Here is a 26,675-nt window from a genome sequence, read left to right as displayed (position 1 = left end):
TAATCAGTAATAAATCTGTTCAATTATTTTTTCTGATAAGCTTGGACATCATCATTGTTAATCCAAGTCGGGTTTACCCAACCATCTAAGTCATAATCATCCATACACTGTTGCGCGAAATTTTCAAACTCTTGTGCTTGGCCACTCATTTTCGCCATCGTCAAGTTTTCTAAACGAATGTTTTCGTTGTTACCTGAATAATTACGTTCGTATAATTCATGACGACCGCCGTACTCAGTACCAATCGCATCCCATAGTAATTTAATGACTTTGATTTTTTCTTCTGCATCGATACCATTTGAACCACGGTATAACTTATCGATAATGGGACGTAATTCAGGATTTTTAAAGTCAGCTGAACTAGACGGCTGTACAATTAAGCTACCTGCGACGACTGTTTCGATAATGTTTTTCACATGTGACCAACCATCGGACATGAATACCCGATATGCCAATCCGTATTCTAAGTTTGGCAAGACTGTTCCATTTGCACCTTTTTCGGGATTCAATGCCATTGCATCGCTTAAGGCCCAGAACATATTGCGGTAGGCAATTACTTCACCAATATTGGCTTGAACGCCGCGGAACGAATCTGTCCCATTTCCTCTTAATGCTTTGATCAATAGACCTGAAATGAAATCTAGTTTTACTGCGAATCTTGTAACACCGTGGAATGTCAAACGGTGAAGGAATCCACTTTCTGCAAAGAAGCTATTCGCTTTTTCAATATCTTTATAGACGAGTACGTTTTCCCATGGAATGAGTGCGTTTTCAAATACAAGCACTGAGTCATTTTCATCGAAACGGCTGCTTAGTGGATAATCGTAAGGACTTCCTGTAACTGCTGCGTTCATTTCATATGAAGAGCGGCAAATAAGTTTAATGCCCGGTGTATTCATATCTGCGACGAAAACGAGTGCATACTCTTCGCTTGGAATTGCGAGTGCACCGTAATGTGCAACGAAGTTATAGTTTGTAAGTGCAGATCCTGTTGCGACCATTTTCGCACCACTCACTAGAATGCCTTCTTCCGTTTCACCAACGCAGTGAATGAAGACATCTTTCACTTCATCAATCGACTTATCGCGATCAATCGGCGGATTAATAATCGCATGGTTGAAGAACCAGTTTTTCTCTTGCGCTTCTTTATACCATCTTCTGGCATTGTCCGCATATTTTCCGTAATACTCTGGGTTTGCGCCAAGTGTCGCAAGGAACGAAGCTTTATAATCCGGTGATCTACCCATTTGGCCATAAGACATTTTCGCCCATTGTGCAATCGCATCACGCGTTTTAAATAAATCTTCTGGTGTGTGATCTGGATGGAAAAAGCGTTGTGTAAAGCTACCATTTCCAGTGTCAGTTTCTCTTGTTAAAATATCTTTATATTTTGGATTATGCAATGCGTCAAATAAGCTTGCGATAGAACGCGCGCTATTTCTGAATCCCGGATGAATTGTAACATCCTTCACTTTTTCTCCGTGGAGCCAAATTTCACGATTATCCCTCAAACTTTCCAGGTATTCTGCTCCTGTCATAGGTATTCTAACTGCTTCTTTTGTAGTCATTAACGTGCCCCCTTTGTTTTTTGTAACCGCTTACTAAACTGAATATTACGCTACATTCTGAATGTTGGTAACTGTAAATAAATACTAATAAGCGCCCACCGACTAACAGAATTTGCTGAGCAGTTAATTCGTCTGCTTAAAAAGCACCTTTAATACAGGAGAAAACAAGTGATTCGTCCTACGTAACTTTCTTCAAAAAATATCCGCCGCATAACGGATCAATCAATACTTAATTACAACCTCCTTTTTTATATAACCAACGAACATTTCAAACATTACTTTATATTCGGAATATTAGTAACCGTAAAAGATTTCGAACAAATTTTACTGTGTTATAGCTTTTCACTAAAAAAGACGAACCAGTGAGCGATTCATCCTTTTTCAAAGTATTTTATTTTCCTAATCTGTCTATACTCCAGGAGCCTTGCGCCTTTCTTATTGGCTATTCACAACTTTTAACGCAAAATAGATTCTAGTGGCCAACTGCCCATTAAATCGTCCTGATCCTTTTTTCAAATCAATATCGCTAAGTGACTCAATTCTTTCAATCCGATAACGTAGACCAGCAATTGATAAATGTAAATCATCCGCCGTTTGTTGAAGATTTCCGTTATTATCTAAATATGATTTTAACGTAATGAGAAGACTCCCAGAATTCTCATTGTCGTATTCTATTAAACTTCCGATTGTCTTTGTATAAAATTTGATTAATTCCTTATGATCTGCGCCTTTTAAGAACATCATAATGCCTTCTAACTCTTTATACGTGGCTTGTCTACTGCTAACTGGGTACGTCAATTGAACAAAATCGCAAATCCGGGTTGCATCAATATAACTATTTCTCATCATGTGTATCGATTCTACGGTACGTCCAGAACCAATATGTATGATGACATCAGGTATGTGTTTTTTGATTTCATCAAGGATATTCATAGACATTCTTTCAATATCTTGTTCCTTATCCTCCGCAATAATCATCACGATATATCCATCTTTTATGAATAAATCGAGTTCAGGGTATTTATTCGAAAGAAAATTTAAGACTTTATCTTTCATCTTTCTTGGAATGACTTTAATCGCAATAATGCGATGAGGCTCATTTGGATTAAAGCCGAAAATTGTCGCTTGTCTTATCAAAGTCGTTTCATCTAACAACTTATTGTCAATAATTTCATCAAAAAAGTCTTCTCTTTTTTTCCATATGGATTCCGTAATTTTACGCTTATGATACATTTGAATGGTAAACACCATTAATGCACGATTGATGATTAATTGCTCCCTTTGGTCAAGCTTTTTATCCCCAATAACCGTTAGTCTGCCAAGTTGAATCTTATGGCTTTTAATACTGAATGACTCAAAAAACAAACCTTCTTGCTGCTTTGTCACAACACGACTATTTTTCCATTTATTATATGCTAGTAAATCTTCTGTACTTTTAAAATGCGCAGAATACACTTCCTTGAAATGGTCAATTACGATACTGCGTCCAAGTATATCGCAAATCGTATGCGTAATATCGTTAATATCTTTGTCTTCTAAAAAAAGTTCAGTCAACTGATTTTGGACTTCTTCGGATTCTATAATATTTTCGTTTAGTTGCTCAATTTCCGTATAGACGTCTTCTAACACGGATTGTAATGATTCAGCCATGTAATAGCGCAGATCTTTTAAATTCTCTTCATCACAGTGCGCAACGGTTTGTGCGACGAAGTAACATTCTTGATCACCTTTCCCGTGACAGTATTTCTCATAAGCAACCACTTCTTTCCCGAAGGCGCTCGTTAGATACCCGCTTGCATAACCGATGAGCGTCCAGCAGGTTGCCTCAGGACCAATCTTATTTCCAACTAGATGATTGGTGACTTCAAATGAATTTTTCCAATACCCTGTAAAATATAAATGATCACCATTTATTTCTAAAATATCGGGTTCTACTGTGACAATGCCTTCAAATGTATGCATCGCTGTTCCTGACAGCATCAATTCCTTTGTTGATCCCCATTCATAATTTTCCTTGAGTGACTCAGCAGCTCGTTTGCCACAAGCCCAGCCGTAGCGCATTAGAAATCCTTTCGCTCGTTCTTTACCGAGTGTATTAATTAAGTCATTACGTAAAATTCCAAGTGCCTCAACAGAGATTAATGCCATTCGTTTATCATGAAGCTTAATTACCCCTGTGCGCGGATTGATATCTATCAAGTTTTGCAAAAGTAACTGATTAGCTTTCATCAACATTTTTTCCTCCCTATTTGTCAGCTGAAAGTTTTGCTCAATTGATTTTCTCCATAAATACAAACTCTATATTTTCACGGATCATTTCTATTTTAAAACTTTTGTAACCGATGGATTTATATAGACGAATATTACCAAAACTTAAGGACCCAGTATATAGGTCAAATCGCGCGCAAGTAGGAAAATACTTTTCCAATTCCATCATTAACTGCTTGCCAATTCCCCGTTTTTGAGCATCCGGATGTACCATTAATCGCTCGACATAACAAACGCCGTTTTTTTCATGTCCTCTCACCGAGCCAATAATTTTATCTTCTATAGTGAATTTTAAATTTAGAATTGTCAATCCCACTACTAATGGCATATTGAACAATAAAAAATAGAATAACTAAACCAGCAAAGCCGTAAAAGATTGAAACTATAATACCCATAATTTTAGCTCCCCTAATAAAATTCATTAATTTAACGTTAACGTTACCATAAATTAGTAGAATTAGTTGAACTTTTAACATAGCTCTTCTTCAAGTAACCTGCCCCTTAGTTCCATAAGAAACTCCTATGGCGGCGCTCCTCGCCGCCACCATCTACTACGAAAATCTAAACTCAAAAATAGAGTCTAACCCATTAACCCCTTGACGATAATGGATGATAACAATACACCCAGGCTGAACTTTTTTTGGTGGATCTTATGGAAGATACCCTGTATAAGAAACTGGTTGTGACAGTATTGAAGAACCATTTAGTGTACTGCTAGTACGTATACAAAAATTTTTGTAACAAATCTCCTGTCATATGTATTGTTAATCTTTTATTGAGGTGATTCTCCTATGGAAGCAATGATTGAACGGTGTGCTGGCCTAGATGTACACCAAGAAACAGTAGTAGCCTGTGTATTATTTGGTCCATTAGATAAAAAGCCAAATACCTCTATTGAAACTTTTTCAACTACAACAACAGGACTCTTGGCTTTAAGTGATTGGTTAACTACCCTTCGGGTATCCGATGTTGTGATGGAAAGTACTGGAGTCTACTGGAAACCAATATGGAATATACTCGAAGATTCTTTTCACCTTGTTCTTGCCAATGCCAGACATGTCAAAAATGTTCCAGGGCGTAAAACTGATGTGAAAGATGCCGAATGGCTTGCCAAGCTTCTAAGATGCGGACTTATTGAAAGCAATTTTGTTCCACCGGAGGATATTCGTGATTTACGAGATCTTACTCGTTATCGAAAAAAATTGATTCATCATCGCACCTCAGAGCAGAATCGCATTCACAAAATTCTTCAAGATGCTAATATCAAGCTAACATCCGTACTATCAGACATTTTTGGTGTATCGGGACGCCGTATCCTTGAAGCGATTCTAAACGGTGAAAAAATAGAGACCGATGGTCTTCGAAAAATGGTGGATTGGCGAACAAAAGCAAGTATTACTGACATTGCCAGTGCAATTAATGGTCGTATTCGCCGTCATCATCGTGATATGTTGCGTTACCATTGGGAGCATATGAGTTATTTAGAAAAAGCCATAGAAGAATTGGAAAAACAAATCGATCAACTCCTGTCCCCCTATCGTAAAGAAGTAGAATTATTGGATGGAATACCTGGTGTGAACAAAGCTGCCGCAGCTACTTTTATTGCAGAGATGGGCGTTGATATGTCCGTATTTAAGTCAGCTAAACACCTTGCCTCTTGGGCTGGTGTGAGTCCCGGAAATTACGAAAGTGCTGGTAAAAAAAAACGAGTAAAACCACACAAGGTAACAAAGCTTTAAAAACGATGGCTGTAGAGTGTGTACTAGCGACATCAAGGCAAAATAATCGAATTGCTTCACATCGAAAAAGGATTACCAAACGGCAGGGAAAAATGAAGGGACGAATCGCTTCTGCTCATTTACTATTAACGATTGCTTACAACATCTTAAAAACAGGGGAACCCTATCAAGAACTAGGCTCAAATTACCTTGAAGAAAAACAAATGAACAAAGAATTAAAAATGATCGAATACCTAAAAAAGAAAGGCTATACAATCGCTCCATCTGAACAACAAACTGCATAACCAGTTAAAATAACGACATAGTACATTTACGTCCATCAAAAAAATTAGAATATGGTGGGCTTATTTTAGTATGGCCTTTCACGAATATGTTTTCATACAAAAAAGCTGCCTTAAGACAGCCCCGATCTTCAGCAAACGCACCCGCTAGCTTACTCATGCTTATAATCACTGCCTGGTTGCTCCTACTACTTCCGTTAATTCTATATAGAGTATTTGGAAACACTTTAAGTGTTAGTTAATTAGATAATACTAATACTTAAAAAGGGACCCTGCAAAGGATGGCCTTTTTAAACACCTCTTGTTTCCTTACCGATCAATTCCCGAATTTTGGCGGATTACGGATTGATCTTGCTCTGGCCACACAATAAAATGCTCTTATAGCACATCAGTCCCGACCCGCCTCGTAAAACTTCTGAGCCACCATAGCCGGCCTTGTACGCGTGTCCGTAAAGTGGTCGCCGTCGCCGACGATCAGGCGGAACTGGCCGAGCCGCATGGACATATGCGGATGCCAGCCGAAGCCCTCTCCTTGTGGCAATGCGTTGTCTTGGTAGAAATATACATAGCTTTTGAGCGTAGGCAGCGCGTAGAACGCTTTAAGATCTAGCTTCTCGAAAAGCGGCTTAGCCGGTTCCGGAGTGATGCCTGCATACATCCGTTTGGCTTCCTCCAAAGTGGCCGTATTGACGAACAAATCCCGAAACAGCGGAAACGGAAGCATGACAGTATCGTCCTTCGAGCCGGCTCTGAGCTGCTCGAAACCTTGCCTCATTTGGGGCGAGAACTCGTCGGCAACCGATTCGCCGTCTTTCAGTACGAACGCGTCCCAGAAGACAAGGCGCTTTATGCGATCCGGTACCTGTTCTGCAACCTTTTGGATGACAGTTCCGCCAAAGCTGTGCCCGACTAGAACAAAGTTGCGTAGGTTCAGTTTCGTTATAAAATCAACGACCGACTTCGTGATCATCGCATGCGTGACATCTTTGTTCGGATCTTTGCCGTGACCTGCGTATTCCGGCGTATAGACGGCATGCCCTCGACTGCGCAACACCGCCGCTACGCCGTCCCAGAAGTGAGCGTCAGCCCAAGAACCATGCACAAGTACGAAGGTAAGCCGTTGCTGTGCGGGTAAACGGTATCTTTCATCCGATTCGAGGGCACCATTGCTCCAGAGCCACCATCCTTCAGAATAAGGGGAGTAATAATAGCCGCGGGGCATAAACCTATAATCGGGATAGGGGAATTGATAAATTTCTTGGAGATAAGGAAACATGTACAAGACATCCTTTCAAATCGACATATACTATCAGCTTATGCCCACTGCGGTTGAGAGGTCCCACACTCGATCCGCCAAAAAAAGCCGCAAGAGAGAACGGTGGAGAAACTGAAATAACCGTACTGATTCCAAACTGTGAAAATAACAATTTGTAGAAAAGGCAATTGTTTTAACCCCGACCCCAACCACCAATATGGTACGGCTCACCGTAATTGATCTTCAGGCCTAGTAAAGGAGTAATCTTGATTTCTTATGCCACAAACGGGCAGGTTAGTGGCATAAGAAGAACGACTTTTTCAAATCGCCCTTTGCAGGTCGTTTTTATTTTTGTTATGCAGCTAACGGAGCAGGTTAGCTTTATATGTAAAAAACATTGGGTGTTAAGTCCCAATGATCTTTATAGATTAATTTTGTTATTCGGAAAAATCTAATTATCGGATAACTATATATGGTCTCATCATTTCGTAATCCTCGTGTTCTAATATATGACAGTGCCAAACATACAAACCTGTATAAGGATCAAACTTCATGATAATACGAGTTACTTGATTAGGGTTAGATTGAACGGTATCCTTCCATCCTCGTTCATAAGGTTCTGGAGGAATCACAGGACCTGTATAATGGATAATTTTCTCCTTTTTATACCTTTCTACATCGAAATCTCTTCGATCTAAGATTTGAAAATCAATTAAGTGGAGATGGATAGGGTGTGTATCCGTAGTTAAGTTAATAAGACACCATATTTCGGTTGATCCTAATTTTGGATTTTCAGTTATTGGGGCATCCCATTGTTTATTATCCAATAACATAAATTCACGACCGTACTTATCCATATTGTCATTTAATGTTAGATATCTCACCTTCGAAGCTAATTGTTCTCTTATTTTGGGAACAGGCATCATATAAGCCGGAATAACACTCGTATCGACACTTGATAATGGAAGAATCACTCTAAATTGCATCACTGTGCCTGTATTTTCATTTATCTGATTTCCATTTCCGGTTGGAAATGGAGCTGGAGCATCGTTTGTCATGATAATATACTTACCCTCAAGATTGGTAAAATCAATGATTACTTCTGCACGTTCTGCAGGCGCTAACATGATTTCTTTTACACCTATTGGGTGCTGCATTAATCCTCCATCCGTCGCAATTTGATACATAGGTTGTTCCGAATCAAGCTTCATTCTAAAAAAACGGGTGTTGGATGCGTTTAGTAGTCTAAATCGATATTTACGAGGTTCCACTTTTAAATATGGATGTACTTTGCCATTCACGATAATCGTATCTCCAACAAATTCAGGAATGATCGACGTTTCTAATTTCGGGATTGGTTGATCTGGCTGTTTAGGGTAATATAGTGAACCATCCTTATTGAAAGTCTTATCTTGTATCATAAGAGGGATCTCATATTGCTCACTTGGTAAATTCAATAAACGTTCGTGTTGATCTCTGATTAGATAAAATCCAGCCACCCCTGCATAAACATTAAGCCTAGTGATACCAAGGGCATGGTCATGATACCAGAGGGTGGAATCATGACCGCAATTATCATATCGATATACTTGCTTTCTAAAATATCGACCAACTTGTTTGAATTCCTTTGTAAACCAAGCCTCTGGGTAGCCATCACTTTCCGATTCAACACATGCACCGTGTACATGAACTACCGTTCGTACTTCAGGTACATCCATATGGGCTCCATGCACCGTATAGTCTACTGGAAACAGATGCTTATCTGGAAGATTGTTGATCCATTTGATAAACACGATTTCTCCTCTTTCTACTTCAATGGTAGGTCCTGGATAGCCACCTTCGTATCCCCAAACAGTTGTATCATTTAACTCACGATGGAGTGATTGCTTAAATTCCGTCATATTCACTTCATAATAAGTATAGAACTGATCTTTCCATCGAGGTTTTATAATAGGGGGAATAGGGAGTTCATCTACAAATTTAGAGAGAATCATATTTCCTCTCCTTTCTGCTAATTATAATTACCTACTTTCTAAAGGTTATAAATATTACAAGCTCTGTATGACAAATTCAAATGGTGATTGCAGTTGACAAAATGAATAAAAGTGCGTGATATATTCTATGCAAGCTTGTGTAACTAACGGAGGCGTTAGTTGATAAAGAACAATTGAAGACTGCAATTTAAGGCAGTCTTTTTAATCAATAATGAAATTTAACAGATCCAAATAAAAAGAAAACACCTCATTTATTAAATAAGGAAGTGTTTTCTTTTTTGTATGGAGTTGATGGGAATTGAGCCCACGACCTTTTGCCTGCCATGCAAATGCTCTCCCCTGAGCTACAACCCCATTTTAAAAAATGGGATCAGAATCATTCTATTTTCTGTACATATAAACAAGGTTAAATGTTATATGAACACTGCAAATGAACACATTTACCTATAGATATGAAACACCCTCTTCCTTTTTTATTTGAATCGAACAATTTTTCTCTTTCCCTCTAAAATTCTGTATTAATTCATATTTAATCATATCATTTAAAACTTTTCGTTGTCTGAAGAGATAGAAGTTCATCTTAAACTAAACTGCCCCTTTAGTTCCATAAGAAAGAAAAGAGCTGCCTTAAAGACAGCTCAGATCTTCAGCTAACGCACCCTATAGTTTAAGTAGAAACCTTCACAATCTCTTCTAAACTTTAACATAATCCAATCCCTAAAATGTGTTGTTCTAGAATCTGGTGCAATACAAAAAGACGCCTTCTTATTAAAGAAAAGCGCCCGTTTGTTGAATTAATCTAAAATCATTTAATCTTTTTTACTTTGATTGACCTTAATTAATTCATCAAGCTTCTCATTTTTTTCTTTGTCTAATTTTATTTTTTCATTCATGAACTTTATTACCTTAATTACAAAATAAATAGCAAAAACAGTAAGAACTAAATAAAAAATAATAGGTAAAAAAGCTACAAGAGCAAATAATCCATCTCCACCGTTAATCATTTTAGACCTCCAAAAATATTAAATATATCAATATTATACAGTATCTTCTTCAATTAAACTGACCGGTTAATTGGGGGTTACTTGAATTCGAAAGTATGATAATGGTAATAATCAATAATCTCACATTCAAAAGGCCGCCAATTGGCTGCCTTCTTATGACGCTAACGCACCCGTTAGTTTAAGTGTATTAAATCACAAACTTAGCTGGTTTTGTTTAATAGAAGAGATTTGCTCATTGAATAAGAAAATGGCTTTACTCTATATTGAAGTAAAGCCACACGTTGAACAAGTAAATTAAATTAGTACATAAATCAAAACTATAATTCCTATTAACATAACAAAAAGGGCACTCAAGAACCCATTATTTATTAAAGATTTCCATAAATTCTTTTTCTCATTCTCATTAATTCTCATACAAAACCTCTTCCATTTTACTATTTCTTAATGAAGTAAAGCACCCGTTAGTTACATAAGGAATTTCAGATTTTTTGCTTCAATTCTTTGATATTTTTATTATTTTACTACATTAATCTTAACAAAATAACTTGCTACTTTTCCTGTTTCAAATTCAGATAAGTATTCAAGAATATAATGACCAGGTTCTGAAATGGATTGAACGGTTGATTCGGATTCAAAACGTGGTATAACTTTATTTCGATCTACACTGTAAAAAAATATGTTCGTAGCAGTAGTTGATGCACTAATTTTATAAGTAAAATGATGGTTAGAATGGACCGTTATTTCTGGTTCATTTTGTAAATATGTATTTAGTTCATTTACGCTTTTATAAGTAAGATTTTTTGTAATACTTTTTCCAAAAGCACTATAATCATAATCTTTTGCTTTCAATTCATATGTCTTATGCTCATTTTTTATCGAAGCAGTTGGTACAGTTGGAAAATAAAAAAAGCTATAATAAACAAAGAAGAGCACTATGAATATGCCAATTAACTTCCACGTTTTTTTCATTTTATTGTTGCGAGCTTTATTCATTTAAATTCTCCTTATTGTTCAATTAATTAATTTTTTTCTCCAATCTTATTTATTCTGTAATTTTTCTAATAGTCCTTCCGTATTCAACTAACCTGCCTCAATAAACTAAACACAATCTCACGATTGCTCTAGAATTCTTAGGATTTCATAGTCATATCATTAACCGTTATCTATGTAAGCTCGGCATTACTCCTCAAGGATAGGGATTTATCGAAAAAAGTGTATGCTAAACTAGCCAATTATAGGAAAAAATTGGTTTAATCAATGTTATGATCGCACTTTTGGATATCCACATGTCTCATGGAGGTCAACCCTCCCATGTCTCACAGAGTCGATGCTCCTACATTCCTTCGTTCAACCTTTCCATGAGGTGGATGTCGGTCATGCTGCCCCACAGGATCTAAGTCCTCACGTTAGTTGCTTTGCCGACTAATCCGTGCTTCACTTTTAAATGAGTGTTAATTAAATGACTTGTAACCTTAAAATTCAATAATCTATGCGACTGTTTGATGTGCTACAAATGTTTCCATATGAGGGATATCCTTTAACATCTTATCTTCTTGAAACGTAAATTGTTTTTTACCGATTGAAAACAGAATTCGAATAAGCTTGTTACACAAGGCTATCAGAGATTGCATTTTCTTTAAGGGATTGTGAGAACGTGTTGTGTAATAGATATGAAGGGCTTTAAAAGCCTTGTTCTTTGCCACCAGTATCATGGATGCTCGGAATAAGAGAGCCCTCAATTTCTTTCGGCCCCGTTTGGTAATCTTGGTCTGACCTTTGTGCTTTCCGGATGTGTTCTCTTTTAAACTTAAACCTGCTAATTTTACAATTTGGCGAGGATGTTGATAGTCTCTGAGGTCGCCGACCTCTGCGAAAAAACCTGCTACTGTATCCCGACCAATCCCTGACACCTCTAACATCTGTGTGACACCTGGGATATGGTCTAATAACTGATCTAATTGATGATCTAATTCTTCGAATTTCATTTGAATAAAATCATACTTCTCTAGTAAAGCTCTCAACTCTAATTTCGCCATAGCTGCCCCTTGACGAATACCAATCGAACGATTGGCTGCTTCTTTAAGTGCTCGTATCTTCTTTAAGCCTATACTGCGTTTTACCACTTGTCTTAAGGAAAGTAAGAGCTCTTCATCCGTATACTTTACAAGTTCATGTGGCAAGGCTTCTAGCTTTAGAAAATGAATAGCTGCCTTGCCTTCCCAACTTTTGAACACCGTCAAAAATTCGGGAAAGTAACGATCAAGCCAGTTATGAACTTGTCCCTGAACGACCTGTAAGTCAACGTTGAGAAGATCGCGAAGTTTTTTGGCCACTCTGAGTTCTGCATAAATTCCTTGTGGAATTGTTGGTTCGGCGTATCTTCCGTCTTTGACTAACTGTGCTATGACTTTTGCATCTTTCACGTCATTCTTTGTAGGTGAATTATCGTCTAATTCTTTACTTCGTTTAACATGTAGTGGATTGACAGATACGAACTTAATATTATTCTCTTTCAGGAGATGAGCTAGATTTAACCAGTAGTGACCGGTTGGCTCCATGCCTACAATCACTTGATTTAACTTACACGCTTTAACTAGGTGGTTAATCCAATCTAGAAACGAATGAAATCCTGCTTTCGTATTTTCAAAGAAACACGTTTTACCCAATTCCATTCCTCTATAATCTTGTGCTCTCGCGACATGATTGTGTTTGGCGATGTCTACTCCGACAATTAAGGTTTCAAAAGTAATTTGAGTGATTTTATGATTTTGGTTATAATTCATTTGAGGCCTCCGATAGATGTTTTTGTCCTTTTTAGCTGGCCAGCTCAGGACACATTCATCTTATCAAGAGGTCTTTTATCGTTCAAACCTCATTTTCAGTTATTACAGGAATGCTGCCCCGTTAGTTGCATAAAGAAAAAGCTGCCTTAAAGACAGCTCCGATCTTCAGCTAACACACCCGTTAGCTCAATAGCAAATGAATTACAACTCGTTTATTTCTCCCAAAGCTCGATCAGTCGACCTTCAGGATCTTCAATCCAAATAAACTTTCCAAATTCACTAATCTCTTTTTTCTTTGCAAGAGGTACACCAATATGTTCAAGATGTTTAATAGTTTCGTTCAGATTATGCACTTGGAAATTTAACATCACTTGTTGTTCTGTTGGAAAATAACTGTCATTCTCGGTAAAGAAAGAAAAGATAGTCTCATTTCCTAATTGGGGTTTTATCACAGTCCCATTCCAATTTTCTATTTCAATCTTCAACACTTCATTGTACCATTTTTTTACAGATTCAAGATTATTAGTTCTCCAAAATATTCCTCCGAAACCTTTTATCATCGTATCTAACTCCTGTCTGTCATCAAATTTTTAGCTATCCGATTACATTAGATATTCGAGATTTAAATTTAAGTTCCTTTTTCAACTATACTGCCCCGTCACTTCAATAAGAAAAGAGCCAGTAATGGAAGCCCTTATCTTTGCCTACTTATAGATCTTGTTGATTAACATTTAGTTCAATCAAATTACCATCAGGGTCGGCACAGAAAATTTGTGCGAATCCACTTTTCCCGTATGGTTTTTCAAGGATTTCAACTGCATTCTGTTTTAACCATTTAAGAGTGTCATAGTAGTTCTCGACTCTAAGGGCAAAGTGACCTTCTCTGCTGGATAATCTTTTATCCTTACGAATCGTCTGTGAAGAGGGATCGACTATCAAGTGAAGTTGATATCCCTCTATTTCATACCAGGCTCCTGGAAAATCAAAATTAGGACGCTGTATTTCTTTTAAACATAAAGTTTTACCATAGAATTCTTTTGCTCTTTCCAAATCTGTCACGGTAAGACTTACATGATGGAGACATTTATATTTAATCAAAACCTTCACTTCTTTCATTTCAACTAATTTATTTTTTACCGTAGTCGTTTTATGGCTAAGATGCCCTCTCGCACCGCATCTGAAGCTTGATCGGTTAATTTAAACAATTCGGCAACTAGAATCAATAATCCTTCTTTAACTAAACTGCGCTCGATAGATGTATAAAGAAAAAGCTAACTTAAAGTCAGCTTAAATCTTCGCACCCGTTAGTTAAATAGACTATATAACAATCCTATTCCTGGTGATATTATTCTTGAATCTCTTTAATGCTCCTTCTTCCACCGAATAGGCGTGTCCTATTTTTTAGTTTTACTACTGTTGTAAATAAGTATTTTTGATCCATTTTTTCTATTCTTTCATTAAAAACCTCGATTTTCACATAATTAATCACTTGGATCAATAAAAAATTTATTTAAAAAATTCTTAATTTAATATACAATAGCACTTAGTTTATATTTTTGCAGAATAGTTTTAATAATAAGAAAGGGGATATATATGGTTCTAATTGGTGTTCTTTTAATCATGATTGGATTCGTACTTAGATTCAATTCAGCAGTTGTGGTAACGGTTTCAGCCCTCGTAACGGGGATGATTGCCGGTATTCCCATTACCAGTATTATTACCCAATTTGGCGAAGCATTTACAACTAACAGGTACATGTCTATTCTAATAGTCACGCTTCCCGTTATTGGGCTGCTTGAAAAAAATGGTCTCCAGCAACAAGCTTCAAAGGTGGTATCAAAAATTAAAGCCATCACTGTTGGCCGGGTATTGACTATGTATTTATTGATTAGGGAAGTCGGAGCTGCTCTTGGTTTAAACAGCCTTGGTGGTCATCCGCAGACTGTACGCCCGCTGATTGCCCCAATGGCAGAAGGGGCTGCTATATCAAAATATGGTAAGCTGCCTGAGAAAGAGCAGCAGGAAATCCGTGCACATGCTGCCGCTACTGATAATATCGGCTTGTTTTTCGGAGAAGATATTTTCGTGGCGGTTGGTGCAATTCTATTGATGAACGGATTTTTTGAACAAAACAATATCCCTGCTGACCCAATATCAATGGCGTTATGGGGAATTCCTACTGCCATCTTTGCTTTTATCGTACACGCCATTCGCCTCCGTATGTTTGATAAAAAGCTGGATAAACGTTTGGGCAATCGTGGAAAAAAATAAAAAACACTCCAAAGAGAAAGTGAGCATCTATTATGATATTCTCAGTTGAAATGATTTACGTATTGATGGGCATCATTGTTCTAGGCTGCTCCCTATATATTTTCACCGATCGGACGAACAGCCGCCGATTGACTTCGGGAAGCTTTTACTTGATTTATTCAATTACATTAATGTTCGGCCAAATTATTCCGCCATTTTACATTGGGCTTATGGTTATTATTATGGTTTTAATCATTGCAGGTGGGGGGTTAAAGAAAAGCCAACATGTTGAAGAAAGCATTACTGTAAAGGAAGAGAGAAGGAAACGGCTTGGCGGTCGTCTTTTCCTACCCGCCATCTTGATTCCTATTCTAACCTTAGCTGGTTCTAAGCTGCTAGACGGTGTTAAAATTGGCGGAAAGTCTTTGCTGGATCCATCTAATGTAACGATGGTTGCTTTAGGTCTGGCGTGTTTGACTGCCATTATTTTTGCGATGGTGATGACACGCGGAACACCTGCAGGAGCTGTGAAAGAATCACGTCGCCTGCTAGAATCTATTGGTTGGGCTGTATTGCTGCCACAGCTACTTGCAACATTGGGAACCATTTACACAAATTCAGGGGTTGGCACAGTCGTTTCCAAAGCTGTGACAGCAATCATTCCCGAAGGTTCGCTATTTTGGATTGTGGTCATTTTCTGTCTCGGTATGGCTATATTCACTATGATCATGGGGAACGCCTTTGCTGCCTTCCCAGTTATGGCTGCAGGTATCGCCATTCCTTTTCTGATTAACCAATTTGACGCTAATCCAAATCATATAGCTGCCATATCTATGTTTGCGGGTTATTGTGGAACATTAATGACGCCAATGGCTGCCAACTTTAATATTGTGCCGGCAGCCTTACTGGACTTGAAAGATAAAAACCATGTCATAAAAGTTCAAGTTCCAACAGCTTTGGCAGTATTAGCTTTCAATATCGTACTTATGTACTTACTTGTTTCATTAGGAGTATAGGAGGGATCTTCATGAAGCAAAAAGTGTTATTAACCGGGTTTGAGCCCTTTGGCGGAGAAAGAGTAAACCCTTCCTGGGAAGCAGTAAAACAGTTACATGGAGAAGTTATTGATGATGTGACTCTAGTTGCTGAACAAATCCCAACGGTATTCGGGAAATCAATTGCAGTAATGGAGCACCTTATCCAGCAGCATAATCCTGACATCGTTATCTGTATAGGACAAGCCGGGGGTCGGCTTCACATCACACCTGAACGGGTAGCAATCAATATGGATGATGCTAGAATCCCAGACAATCAAGGAAACCAGCCTATTGATGAACCGATTGCAGACAAAGGGCCAGTAGCCTATTGGTCTACGATCCCCATCAAAAGAATTGTCGAAAACATGAAGGAAAGCAACATTCCTGCATCGGTATCCCATACCGCCGGAACATTTGTATGCAACCATATCTTCTATGGATTAATGGACTATATCACCCTAAACTCATCAAGCATCCGGGGTGGATTTATCCATATTCCTTTCATTCCAGAGCAAACCATTAATAAAGAAGCGCCTAGCTTAAGCCTTGAGACAATTGTTAAGGGCATAAAAATAGCTGCTGTCACAGCTGCTAAATATGAATCGGATATTCATACAGTCGGCGGGACGACCCATTAATTGTACCGTTTTTTAAAATTTGACCGATTTACTGTTTTGGTTATAATTCATGATTGGCCTCATGTTTATGATGAAAGTGTCCTTTTCGCTTGGGAGCTTAGAACACTTTCATCATATCAAGAGGTCTTTTTGTGCTCAAATCTCATTTTCGTTCATTACAATAATCCCCATAATAAAGGAGCTGCTGATAATGAGGTAAAGCACCTGTAAGTTCATTTCTGTTTTTTCCATAACCCACCTGAACAGGGGGTAAAGCCACAAGTTTCATAAAAGTTTTTATGTTTGGGATCATACGTTAAGATAACAATTTCTAAACCTGCTTAATAATTCTCTTACTAACTCCACACCAATTCCCATTTTTTATGTCTCCTATATAACCATGTTCTAATCCCATGCCAGCAACATAACGCATCCATGAAATTTACATTTCAGACAGCCTTGAGATATGCGAATAAGACTTTCAAATAAAACCTGTATATTTATGTTGATTCTGGTTTAACATGATGTGATTTTAACCGTTGCTATGCTTGCCGCATTCAATGAGTTGTGTTGCTGTATCAAGAAATTTTTTAACCAAAATTGAATCTTCATCCGTCCGCCAAGCAAGACTCATTTCTACACGTGGGGCTTCTTGCTCTATGTTTACATACCTGACATCCCGCATATGAAAATTCGATGTTGATCTTGGTACGATACTAATACCCAGACCTGATGCAACCAACCCTATAACTGTCTGTATTTCTTTCACACCTTGACGTATGACTGGGCTGAAGCCAGCATCATGACATTTAGAGATGATATCGTCGTACCAACTCGGCCAAATTTCCCTCTCCACCAAAATAAATTGTTCGGTGCTCAGATCACCCAACGATATTGAAGCTCGTTGCGCAAATGGAGGCAATTTCGGTACTACAGCGATACATGTCTCTTGATAAACTGACAATAGTGATTAAAGCGTATCAAAAATAGGAGGTCTTACAAAACCAATGTCTACTGCCCCGATAGTTCCATAAGAAACTTCTATGGCGGCGATTCTCGCCGCCACCATCTACTACGAAAATCTAAACTCAAAATAGAGTCTAACCCTTTAACTCCTTGACGATAATGGATGATAACAATACAACCAGGCTGAACCTTTTTTGGTGGATCTTAAGGAAGATACCCTGTATAAGAAACTGGTTGTGACAGTATTGAAGAACCATTTAGTGTACTACAAGTACGTATACAAAAATTTTTGTAACAAATCTCCTGTCATATGTATTGTTAATCTTTTATTGAGGTGATTCTCCTATGGAAGCAATGATTGAACGGTGTGCTGGCCTAGATGTACACCAAGAAACAGTAGTAGCCTGTGTATTATTTGGTCCATTAGATAAAAAGCCAAATACCTCTATTGAAACTTTTTCAACTACAACAACAGGACTCTTGGCTTTAAGTGATTGGTTAACTACCCTTCGGGTATCCGATGTTGTGATGGAAAGTACTGGAGTCTACTGGAAACCAATATGGAATATACTCGAAGATTCTTTTCACCTTGTTCTTGCCAATGCCAGACATGTCAAAAATGTTCCAGGGCGTAAAACTGATGTGAAAGATGCCGAATGGCTTGCCAAGCTTCTAAGATGCGGACTTATTGAAAGCAATTTTGTTCCACCGGAGGATATTCGTGATTTACGAGATCTTACTCGTTATCGAAAAAAATTGATTCATCATCGCACCTCAGAGCAGAATCGCATTCACAAAATTCTTCAAGATGCTAATATCAAGCTAACATCCGTACTATCAGACATTTTTGGTGTATCGGGACGCCGTATCCTTGAAGCGATTCTAAACGGTGAAAAAATAGAGACCGATGGTCTTCGAAAAATGGTGGATTGGCGAACAAAAGCAAGTATTACTGACATTGCCAGTGCAATTAATGGTCGTATTCGCCGTCATCATCGTGATATGTTGCGTTACCATTGGGAGCATATGAGTTATTTAGAAAAAGCCATAGAAGAATTGGAAAAACAAATCGATCAACTCCTGTCCCCCTATCGTAAAGAAGTAGAATTATTGGATGGAATACCTGGTGTGAACAAAGCTGCCGCAGCTACTTTTATTGCAGAGATGGGCGTTGATATGTCCGTATTTAAGTCAGCTAAACACCTTGCCTCTTGGGCTGGTGTGAGTCCCGGAAATTACGAAAGTGCTGGTAAAAAAAAACGAGTAAAACCACACAAGGTAACAAAGCTTTAAAAACGATGGCTGTAGAGTGTGTACTAGCGACATCAAGGCAAAATAATCGAATTGCTTCACATCGAAAAAGGATTACCAAACGGCAGGGAAAAATGAAGGGACGAATCGCTTCTGCTCATTTACTATTAACGATTGCTTACAACATCTTAAAAACAGGGGAACCCTATCAAGAACTAGGCTCAAATTACCTTGAAGAAAAACAAATGAACAAAGAATTAAAAATGATCGAATACCTAAAAAAGAAAGGCTATACAATCGCTCCATCTGAACAACAAACTGCATAACCAGTTAAAATAACGACATAGTACATTTACGTCCTTCAAAAAAATTAGAATATGGTGGGCTTATTTTAGTATGGCCTTTCACGAATATGTTTTCATACAAAAAAGCTGCCTTAAAGACAGCTCCAATCTTCAGCTAACGCACCCGTTAGTTTAAGTACATTTTTTCACAAATAAGAAATACAAGCTGATTTTGTTGATTAAGCAATCATTAAATACAGCCACCGTATTTAAACACACGTTTTCTTTCGTGATAAAAACAAGAGGAGCTAATAAAACTCATCTTTATTTCTTTTCATGAAAAGCTAAGTTTACAGCTAAGGCACCTAAAACAGATGCCATGAACCAACGTTGAATTTTAACCAAAAAAGGTCTTCTTCCAACCCAAACCGCGACCTGCCCAGCAAATAAAACAATTAGTAAATTTACAGCAAAGCTAACAAAAATTTGCACCGTTCCTAATTGAGCAGTTTGAACAAGCAGTGAACCACTATTAGGATCCATAAATTGAGGTAAAAGTGAAACATACAAGACCGCAATTTTGGGATTTAACAAATTTGTCATAAGGCCCATAACATATAGTTTTTTTGGTGACTCTACGGCTAAATGCTGTGGCTCCAGGATTGAACTTGCTCCTGGTTTTATTGCATTCCAAGCTAACCACAACAAGTAGATAACACCTAACCATTTAATGATGTCATACATTACTGGAACTAATTCGAACAAGAAGGATAAGCCCAACATTGTAGCGATGATATAAATCAAAAAACCAGTAATTACTCCTAAAAGAGAAATTATCCCGTCCCTTTTACCTTGCGAAATTGTTCTAGATATTAAATAAATCATATTAGGACCAGGTGAACAGACCATCCCTAAAGATACTAGAGCAAAAGCGCCTAATGTTCCTAATTCCATCATTAAATCGCCCCCCTTTTCAATCATCACTATACACGTTAAATAACGTAAATTTCTTCTAATGTACGGTCTCCTCTAAGGCACTTGATGAGGGAAATTCATCTTTATATTCCATAAAAGTCTTAATCATTAAATCCTGAATTAATGGTGCATCTGAAACTTCTGCAAAATATAATATCCCTCTCTCTTCTGCAATAATTATACATTATAACCCATTTAAGTTCCTCCTTAAAAATCAAATAAGGAGATGTTTCGATATGACAGGTTGTGCCGGCGGTCATGGATATGGCGGCTTCTGCTAAAAATAGTATAAGAAAAATCTGACCTTAATTGGTCGGGATTTTTTTATTTAATCTAAGTATAATCAATATTTTTATAAAGCTATTCTGCCCCTTTAGCTCCATAAAAAAAAGAGCTGCCAAAGCAACTCCCTTAATGAAGTAAAGCACCCGTTAGTTTAAATAGATTTCTTCACAAACTTTTTAGTATTTCAGTTAATACAGGAATGCTACCCCGTTACTTGAAGAAGAACATGTATATAAAACTACATTAAATCACTTGTTTCCTTCTTCCACTAACCTGCCCCGTTAGTCACTAGGAGATAATATTTCCCACGTTTCATATTTAAATGAGCAAATGAATCAATAAATCCTTTATACTATGTCCTTTTTCTTTGATATGTTTCATTGAAAACTTTAAGATTTATAGGTTTACTTCAATCCAAGCTTAGCATGAGTTATATTGCTCCCCGGGATAATTTGTAGTTAAAAATGCAGCCATCTCCTTACTTTTTTGTTTCCTTTCCTTACGCTTTCTTGCTCGATCTGGTGCGGTTTCATTTAATTTTCTCTCTTCTTCTGTTTCAGGAATAACTTGTGGAACACGTGTTGGCCGGTTATGTTGATCAAGTGCTACAAATGTTAATAGTGCAGTTGCTGCGATTTTACGTTTACCGCTTTTTAAGTCTTCTGCAATAATTTTAACAAAAACTTCCATTGATGAGGTACCTGTCCATGTTACATAAGATTCAAAGCAGACTGCATCTGTTGTTCGAACTGGATGTAAAAAATCAACGGAATCGGTTGATGCAGTTACACAATCCCTACGACTATGACGTGCTGCAGAAGTAGAGGATACTTGATCCAAATGACTCATCAAACGACCACCAAATAACGTATTATGATTATTCACATCATTTGGAAACACACGGCTTGTTCTTATAACTCTTGATTCTTTGCAATATTTAGCTTCCATAAACATATCTCCCTATAATATATAAAACTTCTTTATATCCATTCCAAATAATTACTCAATCCTACATAATGGTGAAACCGCCTTGTTCATATCGATTCAATTTGATATTGAACAAGATTCTAGTGTACGTCTATCTTTATATAATCCTTACAACCAACAGAAGGAATGAAAAAAGTTATAATTAGCTAAAAATTCTGAATTTTTATATTTTAACTAAATCATAATCATTAAAATAAATTACTTCTGTTAGGATTTTACAACCTTGAATTCTCTTGAAAGCTTCTTTAGCTTCTTTTTCAGTGTCAAACTCAAATATTTTAATGTTGTTTCTTGAATGAACAGTTATTACCCACATAATGCCTCCAATAAAAAGTTTTTTAAATCTGTTTTTCCATAGAATGATAGAGAATATTACATTTTATATCCAGCCCCGGAAACGGGAAGATTCAGCCGGTTTTCTAATTCCCACCATATAGGCCGCTAAACGCATATTGACTTGATGTCTCAGTGATGTTTGAGAAATATTTTCAAAAGAATCGACCATTACTTAACGTAATTTTTCAGCCACCTCTTTCTCTGCTTGATATTGATTATCTTCTTGATTGGCGAGATAATTTTGGCTCAGTAACGAATATATTTTCAAATGTGATCTCGAACAAAGAACTATTTGAAAAAGAATGTGATATTCTTGTGCCAGCTGCCATTTCAAACCAAATTACTTCCAAAAATGCTCATCATATTAATGCATCTATTGTCGTGGAGGCAGCAAACGGGCCAACTATGCTTGATGCGACAAAGATTTTAGATGAAAGAGACGTTCTTGTTGTTCCGGATATAATAGCCAGTGCAGGTGGTGTCACGGTTTCTTACTTTGAATGGGTACAAAACCTTGTGAATCATAAAGAGCACCATATGCATCGGAAATACAAATCTCCGATAATCAACATAGATGCACTCAGGTATCAAAAAATATTTTTTTATTAAAAAAGAGAAAGCAACCTGTTTTGTCACTTCCTCAAAATAAACTGGTTTTGACTTAAGAAATGTGAAGTGTGTGTCTTAGAATATGAGACCCATTACATAAAAGGTTATTATTCATTTCCATTCTTCATCATTTTTCTTTTGATAGTACTCTATTAGAACGTTTCGGATGTTGTCTTAGCTTGCATATGAAGCTGCAAGTAGTCTAGTCCGCCTGCTTTGGAATCAGTTCCTGACATGTTGAACCGCCGAATGGCTGATAGCCGACGATTGCGCCTGTGCAGCCGCGGTTAAAATACAAGTTTCCGACATGGAAGTCTTCACGTGCTTTTTCCATGTTAATGCAGTTTGTCGTTATGACAGCACCGGTCAAACCATTTCTGTGTTATTGGCAATTTCAAGACCCTCGTCAAAGCTTTTCGCTTTTGTAAAAGCAACGACTGAGACGAAGATTTCTTCCTGCATTAAACGGGCGAACATTTCTATAATCCTTATTCCATTAAAGCGCCCTATTCTGGAATAACTATGGTACTCATAATAGATGGTATTGTTGAGGATATTAAGAAAGAATCATATATCATTACTAATTTTTGGATCACCTGGTTTAACGGGACGACTACTTAACAAGTTTTAATTCTCTTTGGGATTTTACACAGAGTAGCACCTTATATTTTATCCCAGTTGATTACTCTGTTTTTATACTTTAAGACAACGATCTTCTTTTTTTACTTCGAAATAGGTACTTCGATTTAATCCGATATATTCAGGTCCGAAAATAGACAATCCTTTGTCGCTCTCCCACACTTTCGGTGCTGGAAAAGTCACTACTGCTACCTCCATCCCTGTAGTGCAAGTAGGGTTAAGAATGGGTACCCCATTTTTTCTGTCTAGAATTACGATTAGTTCAGGAATGACTGATACGATCTCTTCTCCACGTTTAGCTATCATATATTCATTTCTAAACCAAATGTTTAGCGAAGTATCTTCTCTATCATTATTTATCGATTGCACGGCTATACTGCCTTCGATAAATCCTCCCGTATCCGCCCACGTTGCATCTGATACGATTCCTTCAGTTAAAAGTTTCCCTTTACCAGCTAAGATAACGGCATTTACAGGAGAATCCCCTTGATCATTTGCCAACCTCATGGCTCTTCCTACCCGTTCAGCTTGTGTCAAGGTTCCCGGAATAACAGAATTCTTTAACTTCTCACCCTTAATCGGATGGTCACACACTCCTGAAAAGTTACCTGAAATGGTGGCAAATGAGCGTGCAATTTGTTCGGCACGATCATGATTAACTGCTGTTTCAACTATTACTGTGTCTCCATATTTATTCGCTAAGGAAAAAGGAGTAATGGAAACATCAAAAATGTTAAAAGTAGTATGGGCAAGGTCAGGGACAGCTCGTCCAGCTGGATCGGCATCTATTAGCGGGACACCCAAGCTTACTGCTGTTTCCATCGCCCAGGCTGTATTTCCCCCCAGCTCAGTAGCAATGACGGCTTGGATCGGTTCACCAAGATGTTCCTGTAATGTCCTGGCCGCAATCGTTGAGACGTTCCCCTTAACGATCGTAAGATTTTCTAGCCGTTTAGAAACTTCTTTCGACGGCGGAGCGACAGATCCCACGTAATATGGTGACGCAACCAACCAATTATCTTTCACTTCGTCCAGAGTCAGGATGGTAACCTGTTTTCCGGCCTTGTACAGCTCACGCACTAGTGCAAGACCTTCATCCAGACTTCCACCTCCTCCAGTTCCGTAAATACAGGCTCCGTATAATATGTCTTCAACCTCTTGTAAATGTAACGTTCTCAAATTTGAATTTCTCCTTCCTATTTTCACTGCTGTATTGTAAACTATGAACTTTCCTTTTTACCCAGTCTCTTTCACTGAAAAGGTATGGATATAGACTTTCATTTTTATGATGTGAACAAACGGAAAGTTTCCATTTCTTTAATTGGTGGTGATTCATAACCGATTCGTTTACTATGAGTCCAGTCCAATTTTTGTTTAATGCTCGCTAAAAACTCTGCATATTTAAATGCTGCTAAACTTACGTCAACCACCGGTATACCTAGTTCTTTTTGCAGTTCTTCAAAGAATCCTATCTCTGCTGTACACCCTAAAACAATGACATCCGCTCCGTCTTTCTCGACAGCCTCGATGGCAGCTGTACGCATTTTTTTTAGTGTTTGGGCGTGATCCTTTTGGAAATCAAGAACACCTAACTCAAGTGGTCTAATAGAGGCAACTTTCTGGGAAAACCCGTATTTATGGACATTCTCTTTTATCTCCGGAATCCACTTTTGACGTCCTACAATGATGGAAATATTCTCCCCCAGGGTTGATGCAATATGCAGTGATGCCTCTGCAGGAGCTGAAATGACCATTTTCTCTGACACTTCCCGGCACGCTCGAAGTGCCGGGTCATAAAAACATCCTATAATTGCTGCATCATATCCTCTCTCTTCTGCTTTCTTCACCGTACGGATAATGTCGGGCATTACCATTATTTCATAACAGCTGTACTCCAAATGTTCCGGGCCATGTTTCTCTCCTAATGAAATTACATCTACATCTGTATCATCCTCTTTTAATTTATCGAAATATTCAGAAAAAAAATGCAGGTATTCATCATTGTAAACTGGATCAATGAAAAGTATTTTCTTCATTTAGTCAATCCTCCAAATGAAAATTATTTATAAGTAAAAACAAACAGTCACTTTTTTAAAATCATCTTATTATCCAATAATTTACAACATAACCAATATTAACACCAATAAGTGAAACTCACCTTTACTCCAAAATTTCGCCTTCCGTTTCAGGAATAAACATGATGGTAATAAGAGTAATAACCACAAATGCCTGTACAAAAGAAATCGTCTGCCCAAAAGCCCACCCCATACCAATCACCAACCCTATTATTGATGGAGCAAACGCATTAGCCCATCGTTGTGCTCCTGCACCAAAACTATAGCCAATAGATCGGGAATTAGTTGGATAAATTTCACCAAACCAAGCATTCCAAACACCCCATGCTCCTAAACTAAAAAATGATAATCCAAAATAGAAACTATACATTTGAATCATGTTAGAGGAATAAGCGAATCCAAAGCCACAAATTACGCTTAATAATACAAACACAATCATTACTTTCTTTCGTCCATAACGTCCTGTTAATGGAGAAGCAATAAGATAACTAGGAATTTGAAATAACGTAGATATAGCAAGAAATGTTAAACTTGCAGATAAAGCTAAACCACGTTGTGCAAGTAATGTTGGAAGCCACGTATACAATCCCCAATATCCAAATGCAAAAGCAAAATTAACAATCGTTTGATAAGTTGTAATCTTCAGTAATTTATTTTTAAAAATAGAGAAATAATTTCCTTTTTCAATTGGCTGTATCCATAAATTTTCGTTTTCTCTAACTTCCATTTGTCCCATACTTAAATAAGCAATCGATTTCTTAGCTTCTTCCTGTTTTCCTTTCGCTACTAACCAATAAGGGGACTCTGGAATTTTCCTAAGCAATATTGTCCATAAACTAACTAAGGAACTCAAAATTAGTACAGTACGCCAGCCACCAATCAAGCCATCTCTTTCTAAAAGAAGTGAAGTAATACCAAGTGCAATCAATGTACCTAATGGCCAACCAGCAGAAAGATAGACGATTCCTCTTCCACGTTGTTTAACAGGAAGCATTTCCTCAAAATAAGGATACCCTGCTACCATGACACCACCTAAAGCTACACCAGCAGCAAATCTTAAAGCATAGAGCATTTCAAAATTTATTGAAAATGCACTTAAAGCAGATATGATACTAAATCCTAATAAACTATATATTAATGATTTTTTCCTTCCAATCCTATCCGAAATGATCCCCCAAATATATGAAGAAGGAATCATACCTAAATAGATGGAACCAATAATAGATCCAATTTGCAAATCTGATAATTGGAAATCGTTCGCAATACTTGGACTGACAAAGATAATAAGCATCATTTCCCATGCTTCAATCACAGAGGTTATAAAGAGGACAAAACCTACAAAGAAATGATTCTTTGTCAATAACATATTGTTAAACAAATCTCCTACTTTTACCGTTTGATTCAACTTCTCTTTTTCTACTTCATTCATCTACCCCTTCACTCCCTTTTACTTAATTAGTTTCTATCAAGTA

24 protein-coding genes, 1 tRNA gene and 3 pseudogenes are annotated in these 26,675 nt (G+C 37.5%); 8 read left to right on the top strand and 20 right to left on the bottom strand.

The window, feature by feature from the left end; translation table 11 throughout:
- Window positions 1–23 precede the first annotated feature (23 nt).
- The 3 genes from NYE63_RS11545 to NYE63_RS11535 form a co-directional block, all read right to left on the bottom strand.
- Entirely contained in the window at window positions 24–1,568 is a 1,545-nt protein-coding gene (locus NYE63_RS11545; protein WP_342605218.1) for a 4-hydroxyphenylacetate 3-hydroxylase N-terminal domain-containing protein, read from the bottom strand.
- A gap of 435 nt (window positions 1,569–2,003) precedes the next feature.
- Window positions 2,004–3,797 carry a XylR N-terminal domain-containing protein gene (locus NYE63_RS11540; protein ID WP_342605737.1) on the bottom strand — a complete coding sequence of 598 codons (1,794 nt, stop codon included), beginning with the start codon at window positions 3,795–3,797 and terminating at the stop codon, window positions 2,004–2,006.
- Window positions 3,798–3,837: 40 nt separating this feature from the next.
- Window positions 3,838–4,146: a GNAT family N-acetyltransferase gene (locus NYE63_RS11535; RefSeq protein ID WP_342605217.1), complete on the bottom strand. Its 309-nt coding sequence runs from the start codon at window positions 4,144–4,146 to the stop codon at window positions 3,838–3,840.
- Window positions 4,147–4,627: 481 nt separating this feature from the next.
- Between NYE63_RS11535 and NYE63_RS11530 the strand changes: the two genes are divergently transcribed.
- Together NYE63_RS11530 and NYE63_RS11525 are read left to right on the top strand one after the other, a co-directional pair.
- Entirely contained in the window at window positions 4,628–5,575 is a 948-nt protein-coding gene (locus tag NYE63_RS11530; RefSeq protein WP_342602057.1) for an IS110 family transposase, read from the top strand.
- 5 nt (window positions 5,576–5,580) lie between these two features.
- Window positions 5,581–5,859, top strand: coding sequence for a hypothetical protein (locus tag NYE63_RS11525; RefSeq protein ID WP_255264142.1), 279 nt, complete (start codon window positions 5,581–5,583; stop codon window positions 5,857–5,859).
- A gap of 385 nt (window positions 5,860–6,244) precedes the next feature.
- On the opposite strand, the gene NYE63_RS11520 is transcribed toward NYE63_RS11525, so the two are convergent.
- The 8 genes from NYE63_RS11520 to NYE63_RS11485 form a co-directional block, all read right to left on the bottom strand.
- On the bottom strand, window positions 6,245–7,132 hold the full coding sequence (locus NYE63_RS11520) for an alpha/beta hydrolase (protein WP_342605216.1): 888 nt from the start codon (window positions 7,130–7,132) through the stop codon (window positions 6,245–6,247).
- Between the two features lie 434 nt (window positions 7,133–7,566).
- The gene (locus NYE63_RS11515) at window positions 7,567–9,105 is read right to left on the bottom strand and encodes a multicopper oxidase (protein WP_342605215.1); all 1,539 of its coding nucleotides are present in this window, start codon (window positions 9,103–9,105) and stop codon (window positions 7,567–7,569) included.
- A gap of 283 nt (window positions 9,106–9,388) precedes the next feature.
- Window positions 9,389–9,459 (bottom strand) — tRNA-Ala (locus tag NYE63_RS11510).
- Between the two features lie 455 nt (window positions 9,460–9,914).
- Window positions 9,915–10,109: a hypothetical protein gene (locus tag NYE63_RS11505; RefSeq protein ID WP_061463105.1), complete on the bottom strand. Its 195-nt coding sequence runs from the start codon at window positions 10,107–10,109 to the stop codon at window positions 9,915–9,917.
- A 513-nt stretch (window positions 10,110–10,622) separates the two neighbouring features.
- A complete protein-coding gene (locus NYE63_RS11500) occupies window positions 10,623–11,102 on the bottom strand; it encodes a hypothetical protein (protein WP_342605214.1) in 480 nt (159 codons plus the stop codon).
- A gap of 494 nt (window positions 11,103–11,596) precedes the next feature.
- Entirely contained in the window at window positions 11,597–12,892 is a 1,296-nt protein-coding gene (locus NYE63_RS11495; protein WP_342603074.1) for an IS110 family transposase, read from the bottom strand.
- A 212-nt stretch (window positions 12,893–13,104) separates the two neighbouring features.
- Window positions 13,105–13,452 (bottom strand): glyoxalase, encoded by a 348-nt coding sequence (locus NYE63_RS11490; RefSeq protein ID WP_342605213.1) that lies wholly within the window; start codon window positions 13,450–13,452, stop codon window positions 13,105–13,107.
- 148 nt (window positions 13,453–13,600) lie between these two features.
- On the bottom strand, window positions 13,601–13,990 hold the full coding sequence (locus NYE63_RS11485) for a VOC family protein (protein WP_148358832.1): 390 nt from the start codon (window positions 13,988–13,990) through the stop codon (window positions 13,601–13,603).
- A 495-nt stretch (window positions 13,991–14,485) separates the two neighbouring features.
- Here NYE63_RS11485 and NYE63_RS11480 point away from each other — a divergent pair, with 495 nt between their 5' ends.
- From NYE63_RS11480 to pcp, 3 genes are read left to right on the top strand one after another with little or no spacing between them, the layout of a single operon-like run.
- Window positions 14,486–15,163: a DUF969 domain-containing protein gene (locus tag NYE63_RS11480; RefSeq protein ID WP_342605212.1), complete on the top strand. Its 678-nt coding sequence runs from the start codon at window positions 14,486–14,488 to the stop codon at window positions 15,161–15,163.
- A 32-nt stretch (window positions 15,164–15,195) separates the two neighbouring features.
- Window positions 15,196–16,158: a DUF979 domain-containing protein gene (locus NYE63_RS11475; protein ID WP_342605211.1), complete on the top strand. Its 963-nt coding sequence runs from the start codon at window positions 15,196–15,198 to the stop codon at window positions 16,156–16,158.
- 11 nt (window positions 16,159–16,169) lie between these two features.
- Complete coding sequence (pcp, locus tag NYE63_RS11470; RefSeq protein WP_342605210.1) at window positions 16,170–16,817, top strand: pyroglutamyl-peptidase I; 648 nt, start codon at window positions 16,170–16,172, stop codon at window positions 16,815–16,817.
- A 511-nt stretch (window positions 16,818–17,328) separates the two neighbouring features.
- On the opposite strand, the gene NYE63_RS11465 is transcribed toward pcp, so the two are convergent.
- Window positions 17,329–17,760 carry a LysR family substrate-binding domain-containing protein gene (locus tag NYE63_RS11465; protein WP_342605209.1) on the bottom strand — a complete coding sequence of 144 codons (432 nt, stop codon included), beginning with the start codon at window positions 17,758–17,760 and terminating at the stop codon, window positions 17,329–17,331.
- A 347-nt stretch (window positions 17,761–18,107) separates the two neighbouring features.
- Here NYE63_RS11465 and NYE63_RS11460 point away from each other — a divergent pair, with 347 nt between their 5' ends.
- Window positions 18,108–19,055: an IS110 family transposase gene (locus NYE63_RS11460; RefSeq protein WP_342602057.1), complete on the top strand. Its 948-nt coding sequence runs from the start codon at window positions 18,108–18,110 to the stop codon at window positions 19,053–19,055.
- Window positions 19,056–19,060: 5 nt separating this feature from the next.
- On the top strand, window positions 19,061–19,339 hold the full coding sequence (locus NYE63_RS11455) for a hypothetical protein (protein ID WP_255264142.1): 279 nt from the start codon (window positions 19,061–19,063) through the stop codon (window positions 19,337–19,339).
- 282 nt (window positions 19,340–19,621) lie between these two features.
- On the opposite strand, the gene NYE63_RS11450 is transcribed toward NYE63_RS11455, so the two are convergent.
- From NYE63_RS11450 to NYE63_RS11435, 4 genes and pseudogenes are all read right to left on the bottom strand, one after another.
- Window positions 19,622–20,254: a LysE family translocator gene (locus NYE63_RS11450; RefSeq protein ID WP_057276102.1), complete on the bottom strand. Its 633-nt coding sequence runs from the start codon at window positions 20,252–20,254 to the stop codon at window positions 19,622–19,624.
- A 723-nt stretch (window positions 20,255–20,977) separates the two neighbouring features.
- Window positions 20,978–21,505, bottom strand: a complete 528-nt coding sequence (locus NYE63_RS11445; protein WP_342605208.1) for an acyl-CoA thioesterase — start codon at window positions 21,503–21,505, stop codon at window positions 20,978–20,980.
- Between the two features lie 202 nt (window positions 21,506–21,707).
- On the bottom strand, window positions 21,708–21,860 hold the full coding sequence (locus NYE63_RS11440; protein WP_342605207.1) for a hypothetical protein: 153 nt from the start codon (window positions 21,858–21,860) through the stop codon (window positions 21,708–21,710).
- 63 nt (window positions 21,861–21,923) lie between these two features.
- Window positions 21,924–22,103, bottom strand: a pseudogene (locus tag NYE63_RS11435) (glutamate dehydrogenase); the annotation flags it as partial.
- On the opposite strand from NYE63_RS11435, the pseudogene NYE63_RS11430 reads away from it, so the two are divergent.
- Window positions 22,085–22,393: pseudogene (locus tag NYE63_RS11430) on the top strand (glutamate dehydrogenase); the annotation flags it as partial. The pseudogenes NYE63_RS11435 and NYE63_RS11430 sit on opposite strands and share 19 nt — an antisense overlap.
- Before the next feature lie 248 nt (window positions 22,394–22,641).
- Here the strand turns inward: NYE63_RS11430 and NYE63_RS11425 are convergent.
- From NYE63_RS11425 to NYE63_RS11410, 4 genes and pseudogenes are all read right to left on the bottom strand, one after another.
- A pseudogene (locus NYE63_RS11425) lies at window positions 22,642–22,960 on the bottom strand (aldehyde dehydrogenase family protein); the annotation flags it as partial.
- Window positions 22,961–23,182: 222 nt separating this feature from the next.
- The gene (locus tag NYE63_RS11420; protein WP_342605206.1) at window positions 23,183–24,307 is read right to left on the bottom strand and encodes a DUF917 domain-containing protein; all 1,125 of its coding nucleotides are present in this window, start codon (window positions 24,305–24,307) and stop codon (window positions 23,183–23,185) included.
- A 104-nt stretch (window positions 24,308–24,411) separates the two neighbouring features.
- On the bottom strand, window positions 24,412–25,164 hold the full coding sequence (locus tag NYE63_RS11415; protein ID WP_342605205.1) for an aspartate/glutamate racemase family protein: 753 nt from the start codon (window positions 25,162–25,164) through the stop codon (window positions 24,412–24,414).
- Between the two features lie 124 nt (window positions 25,165–25,288).
- Window positions 25,289–26,632, bottom strand: coding sequence for an MFS transporter (locus NYE63_RS11410; protein WP_342605204.1), 1,344 nt, complete (start codon window positions 26,630–26,632; stop codon window positions 25,289–25,291).
- Between the last annotated feature and the right edge of the window lie 43 nt (window positions 26,633–26,675).

It is taken from the genome of Peribacillus sp. FSL E2-0159, assembly GCF_038643155.1.
GTDB lineage: Bacteria > Bacillota > Bacilli > Bacillales > DSM-1321 > Peribacillus > Peribacillus simplex.
This window is presented reverse-complemented; position numbering and strand designations above follow the sequence as displayed.

What these genes read in the sequence shown, in the direction of transcription:
- NYE63_RS11540 (WP_342605737.1), bottom strand. Translation starts at nt 3,797, where the DNA reads ATGAAAGCTAATCAGTTACTTTTGCAAAACTTGATAGATATCAATCCG.
- NYE63_RS11415 (WP_342605205.1), bottom strand. Translation starts at nt 25,164, where the DNA reads ATGAAGAAAATACTTTTCATTGATCCAGTTTACAATGATGAATACCTG.
- NYE63_RS11525 (WP_255264142.1), top strand. Translation starts at nt 5,581, where the DNA reads ATGGCTGTAGAGTGTGTACTAGCGACATCAAGGCAAAATAATCGAATT.
- NYE63_RS11495 (WP_342603074.1), bottom strand. Translation starts at nt 12,892, where the DNA reads ATGAATTATAACCAAAATCATAAAATCACTCAAATTACTTTTGAAACC.
- NYE63_RS11480 (WP_342605212.1), top strand. Translation starts at nt 14,486, where the DNA reads ATGGTTCTAATTGGTGTTCTTTTAATCATGATTGGATTCGTACTTAGA.
- NYE63_RS11520 (WP_342605216.1), bottom strand. Translation starts at nt 7,132, where the DNA reads ATGTTTCCTTATCTCCAAGAAATTTATCAATTCCCCTATCCCGATTAT.
- NYE63_RS11545 (WP_342605218.1), bottom strand. Translation starts at nt 1,568, where the DNA reads ATGACTACAAAAGAAGCAGTTAGAATACCTATGACAGGAGCAGAATAC.
- NYE63_RS11445 (WP_342605208.1), bottom strand. Translation starts at nt 21,505, where the DNA reads ATGGAAGCTAAATATTGCAAAGAATCAAGAGTTATAAGAACAAGCCGT.
- NYE63_RS11460 (WP_342602057.1), top strand. Translation starts at nt 18,108, where the DNA reads ATGGAAGCAATGATTGAACGGTGTGCTGGCCTAGATGTACACCAAGAA.
- NYE63_RS11450 (WP_057276102.1), bottom strand. Translation starts at nt 20,254, where the DNA reads ATGATGGAATTAGGAACATTAGGCGCTTTTGCTCTAGTATCTTTAGGG.
- NYE63_RS11530 (WP_342602057.1), top strand. Translation starts at nt 4,628, where the DNA reads ATGGAAGCAATGATTGAACGGTGTGCTGGCCTAGATGTACACCAAGAA.
- NYE63_RS11410 (WP_342605204.1), bottom strand. Translation starts at nt 26,632, where the DNA reads ATGAATGAAGTAGAAAAAGAGAAGTTGAATCAAACGGTAAAAGTAGGA.
- NYE63_RS11490 (WP_342605213.1), bottom strand. Translation starts at nt 13,452, where the DNA reads ATGATAAAAGGTTTCGGAGGAATATTTTGGAGAACTAATAATCTTGAA.
- NYE63_RS11475 (WP_342605211.1), top strand. Translation starts at nt 15,196, where the DNA reads ATGATATTCTCAGTTGAAATGATTTACGTATTGATGGGCATCATTGTT.
- NYE63_RS11500 (WP_342605214.1), bottom strand. Translation starts at nt 11,102, where the DNA reads ATGAATAAAGCTCGCAACAATAAAATGAAAAAAACGTGGAAGTTAATT.
- pcp (WP_342605210.1), top strand. Translation starts at nt 16,170, where the DNA reads ATGAAGCAAAAAGTGTTATTAACCGGGTTTGAGCCCTTTGGCGGAGAA.
- NYE63_RS11455 (WP_255264142.1), top strand. Translation starts at nt 19,061, where the DNA reads ATGGCTGTAGAGTGTGTACTAGCGACATCAAGGCAAAATAATCGAATT.
- NYE63_RS11440 (WP_342605207.1), bottom strand. Translation starts at nt 21,860, where the DNA reads ATGTGGGTAATAACTGTTCATTCAAGAAACAACATTAAAATATTTGAG.
- NYE63_RS11515 (WP_342605215.1), bottom strand. Translation starts at nt 9,105, where the DNA reads ATGATTCTCTCTAAATTTGTAGATGAACTCCCTATTCCCCCTATTATA.
- NYE63_RS11505 (WP_061463105.1), bottom strand. Translation starts at nt 10,109, where the DNA reads ATGATTAACGGTGGAGATGGATTATTTGCTCTTGTAGCTTTTTTACCT.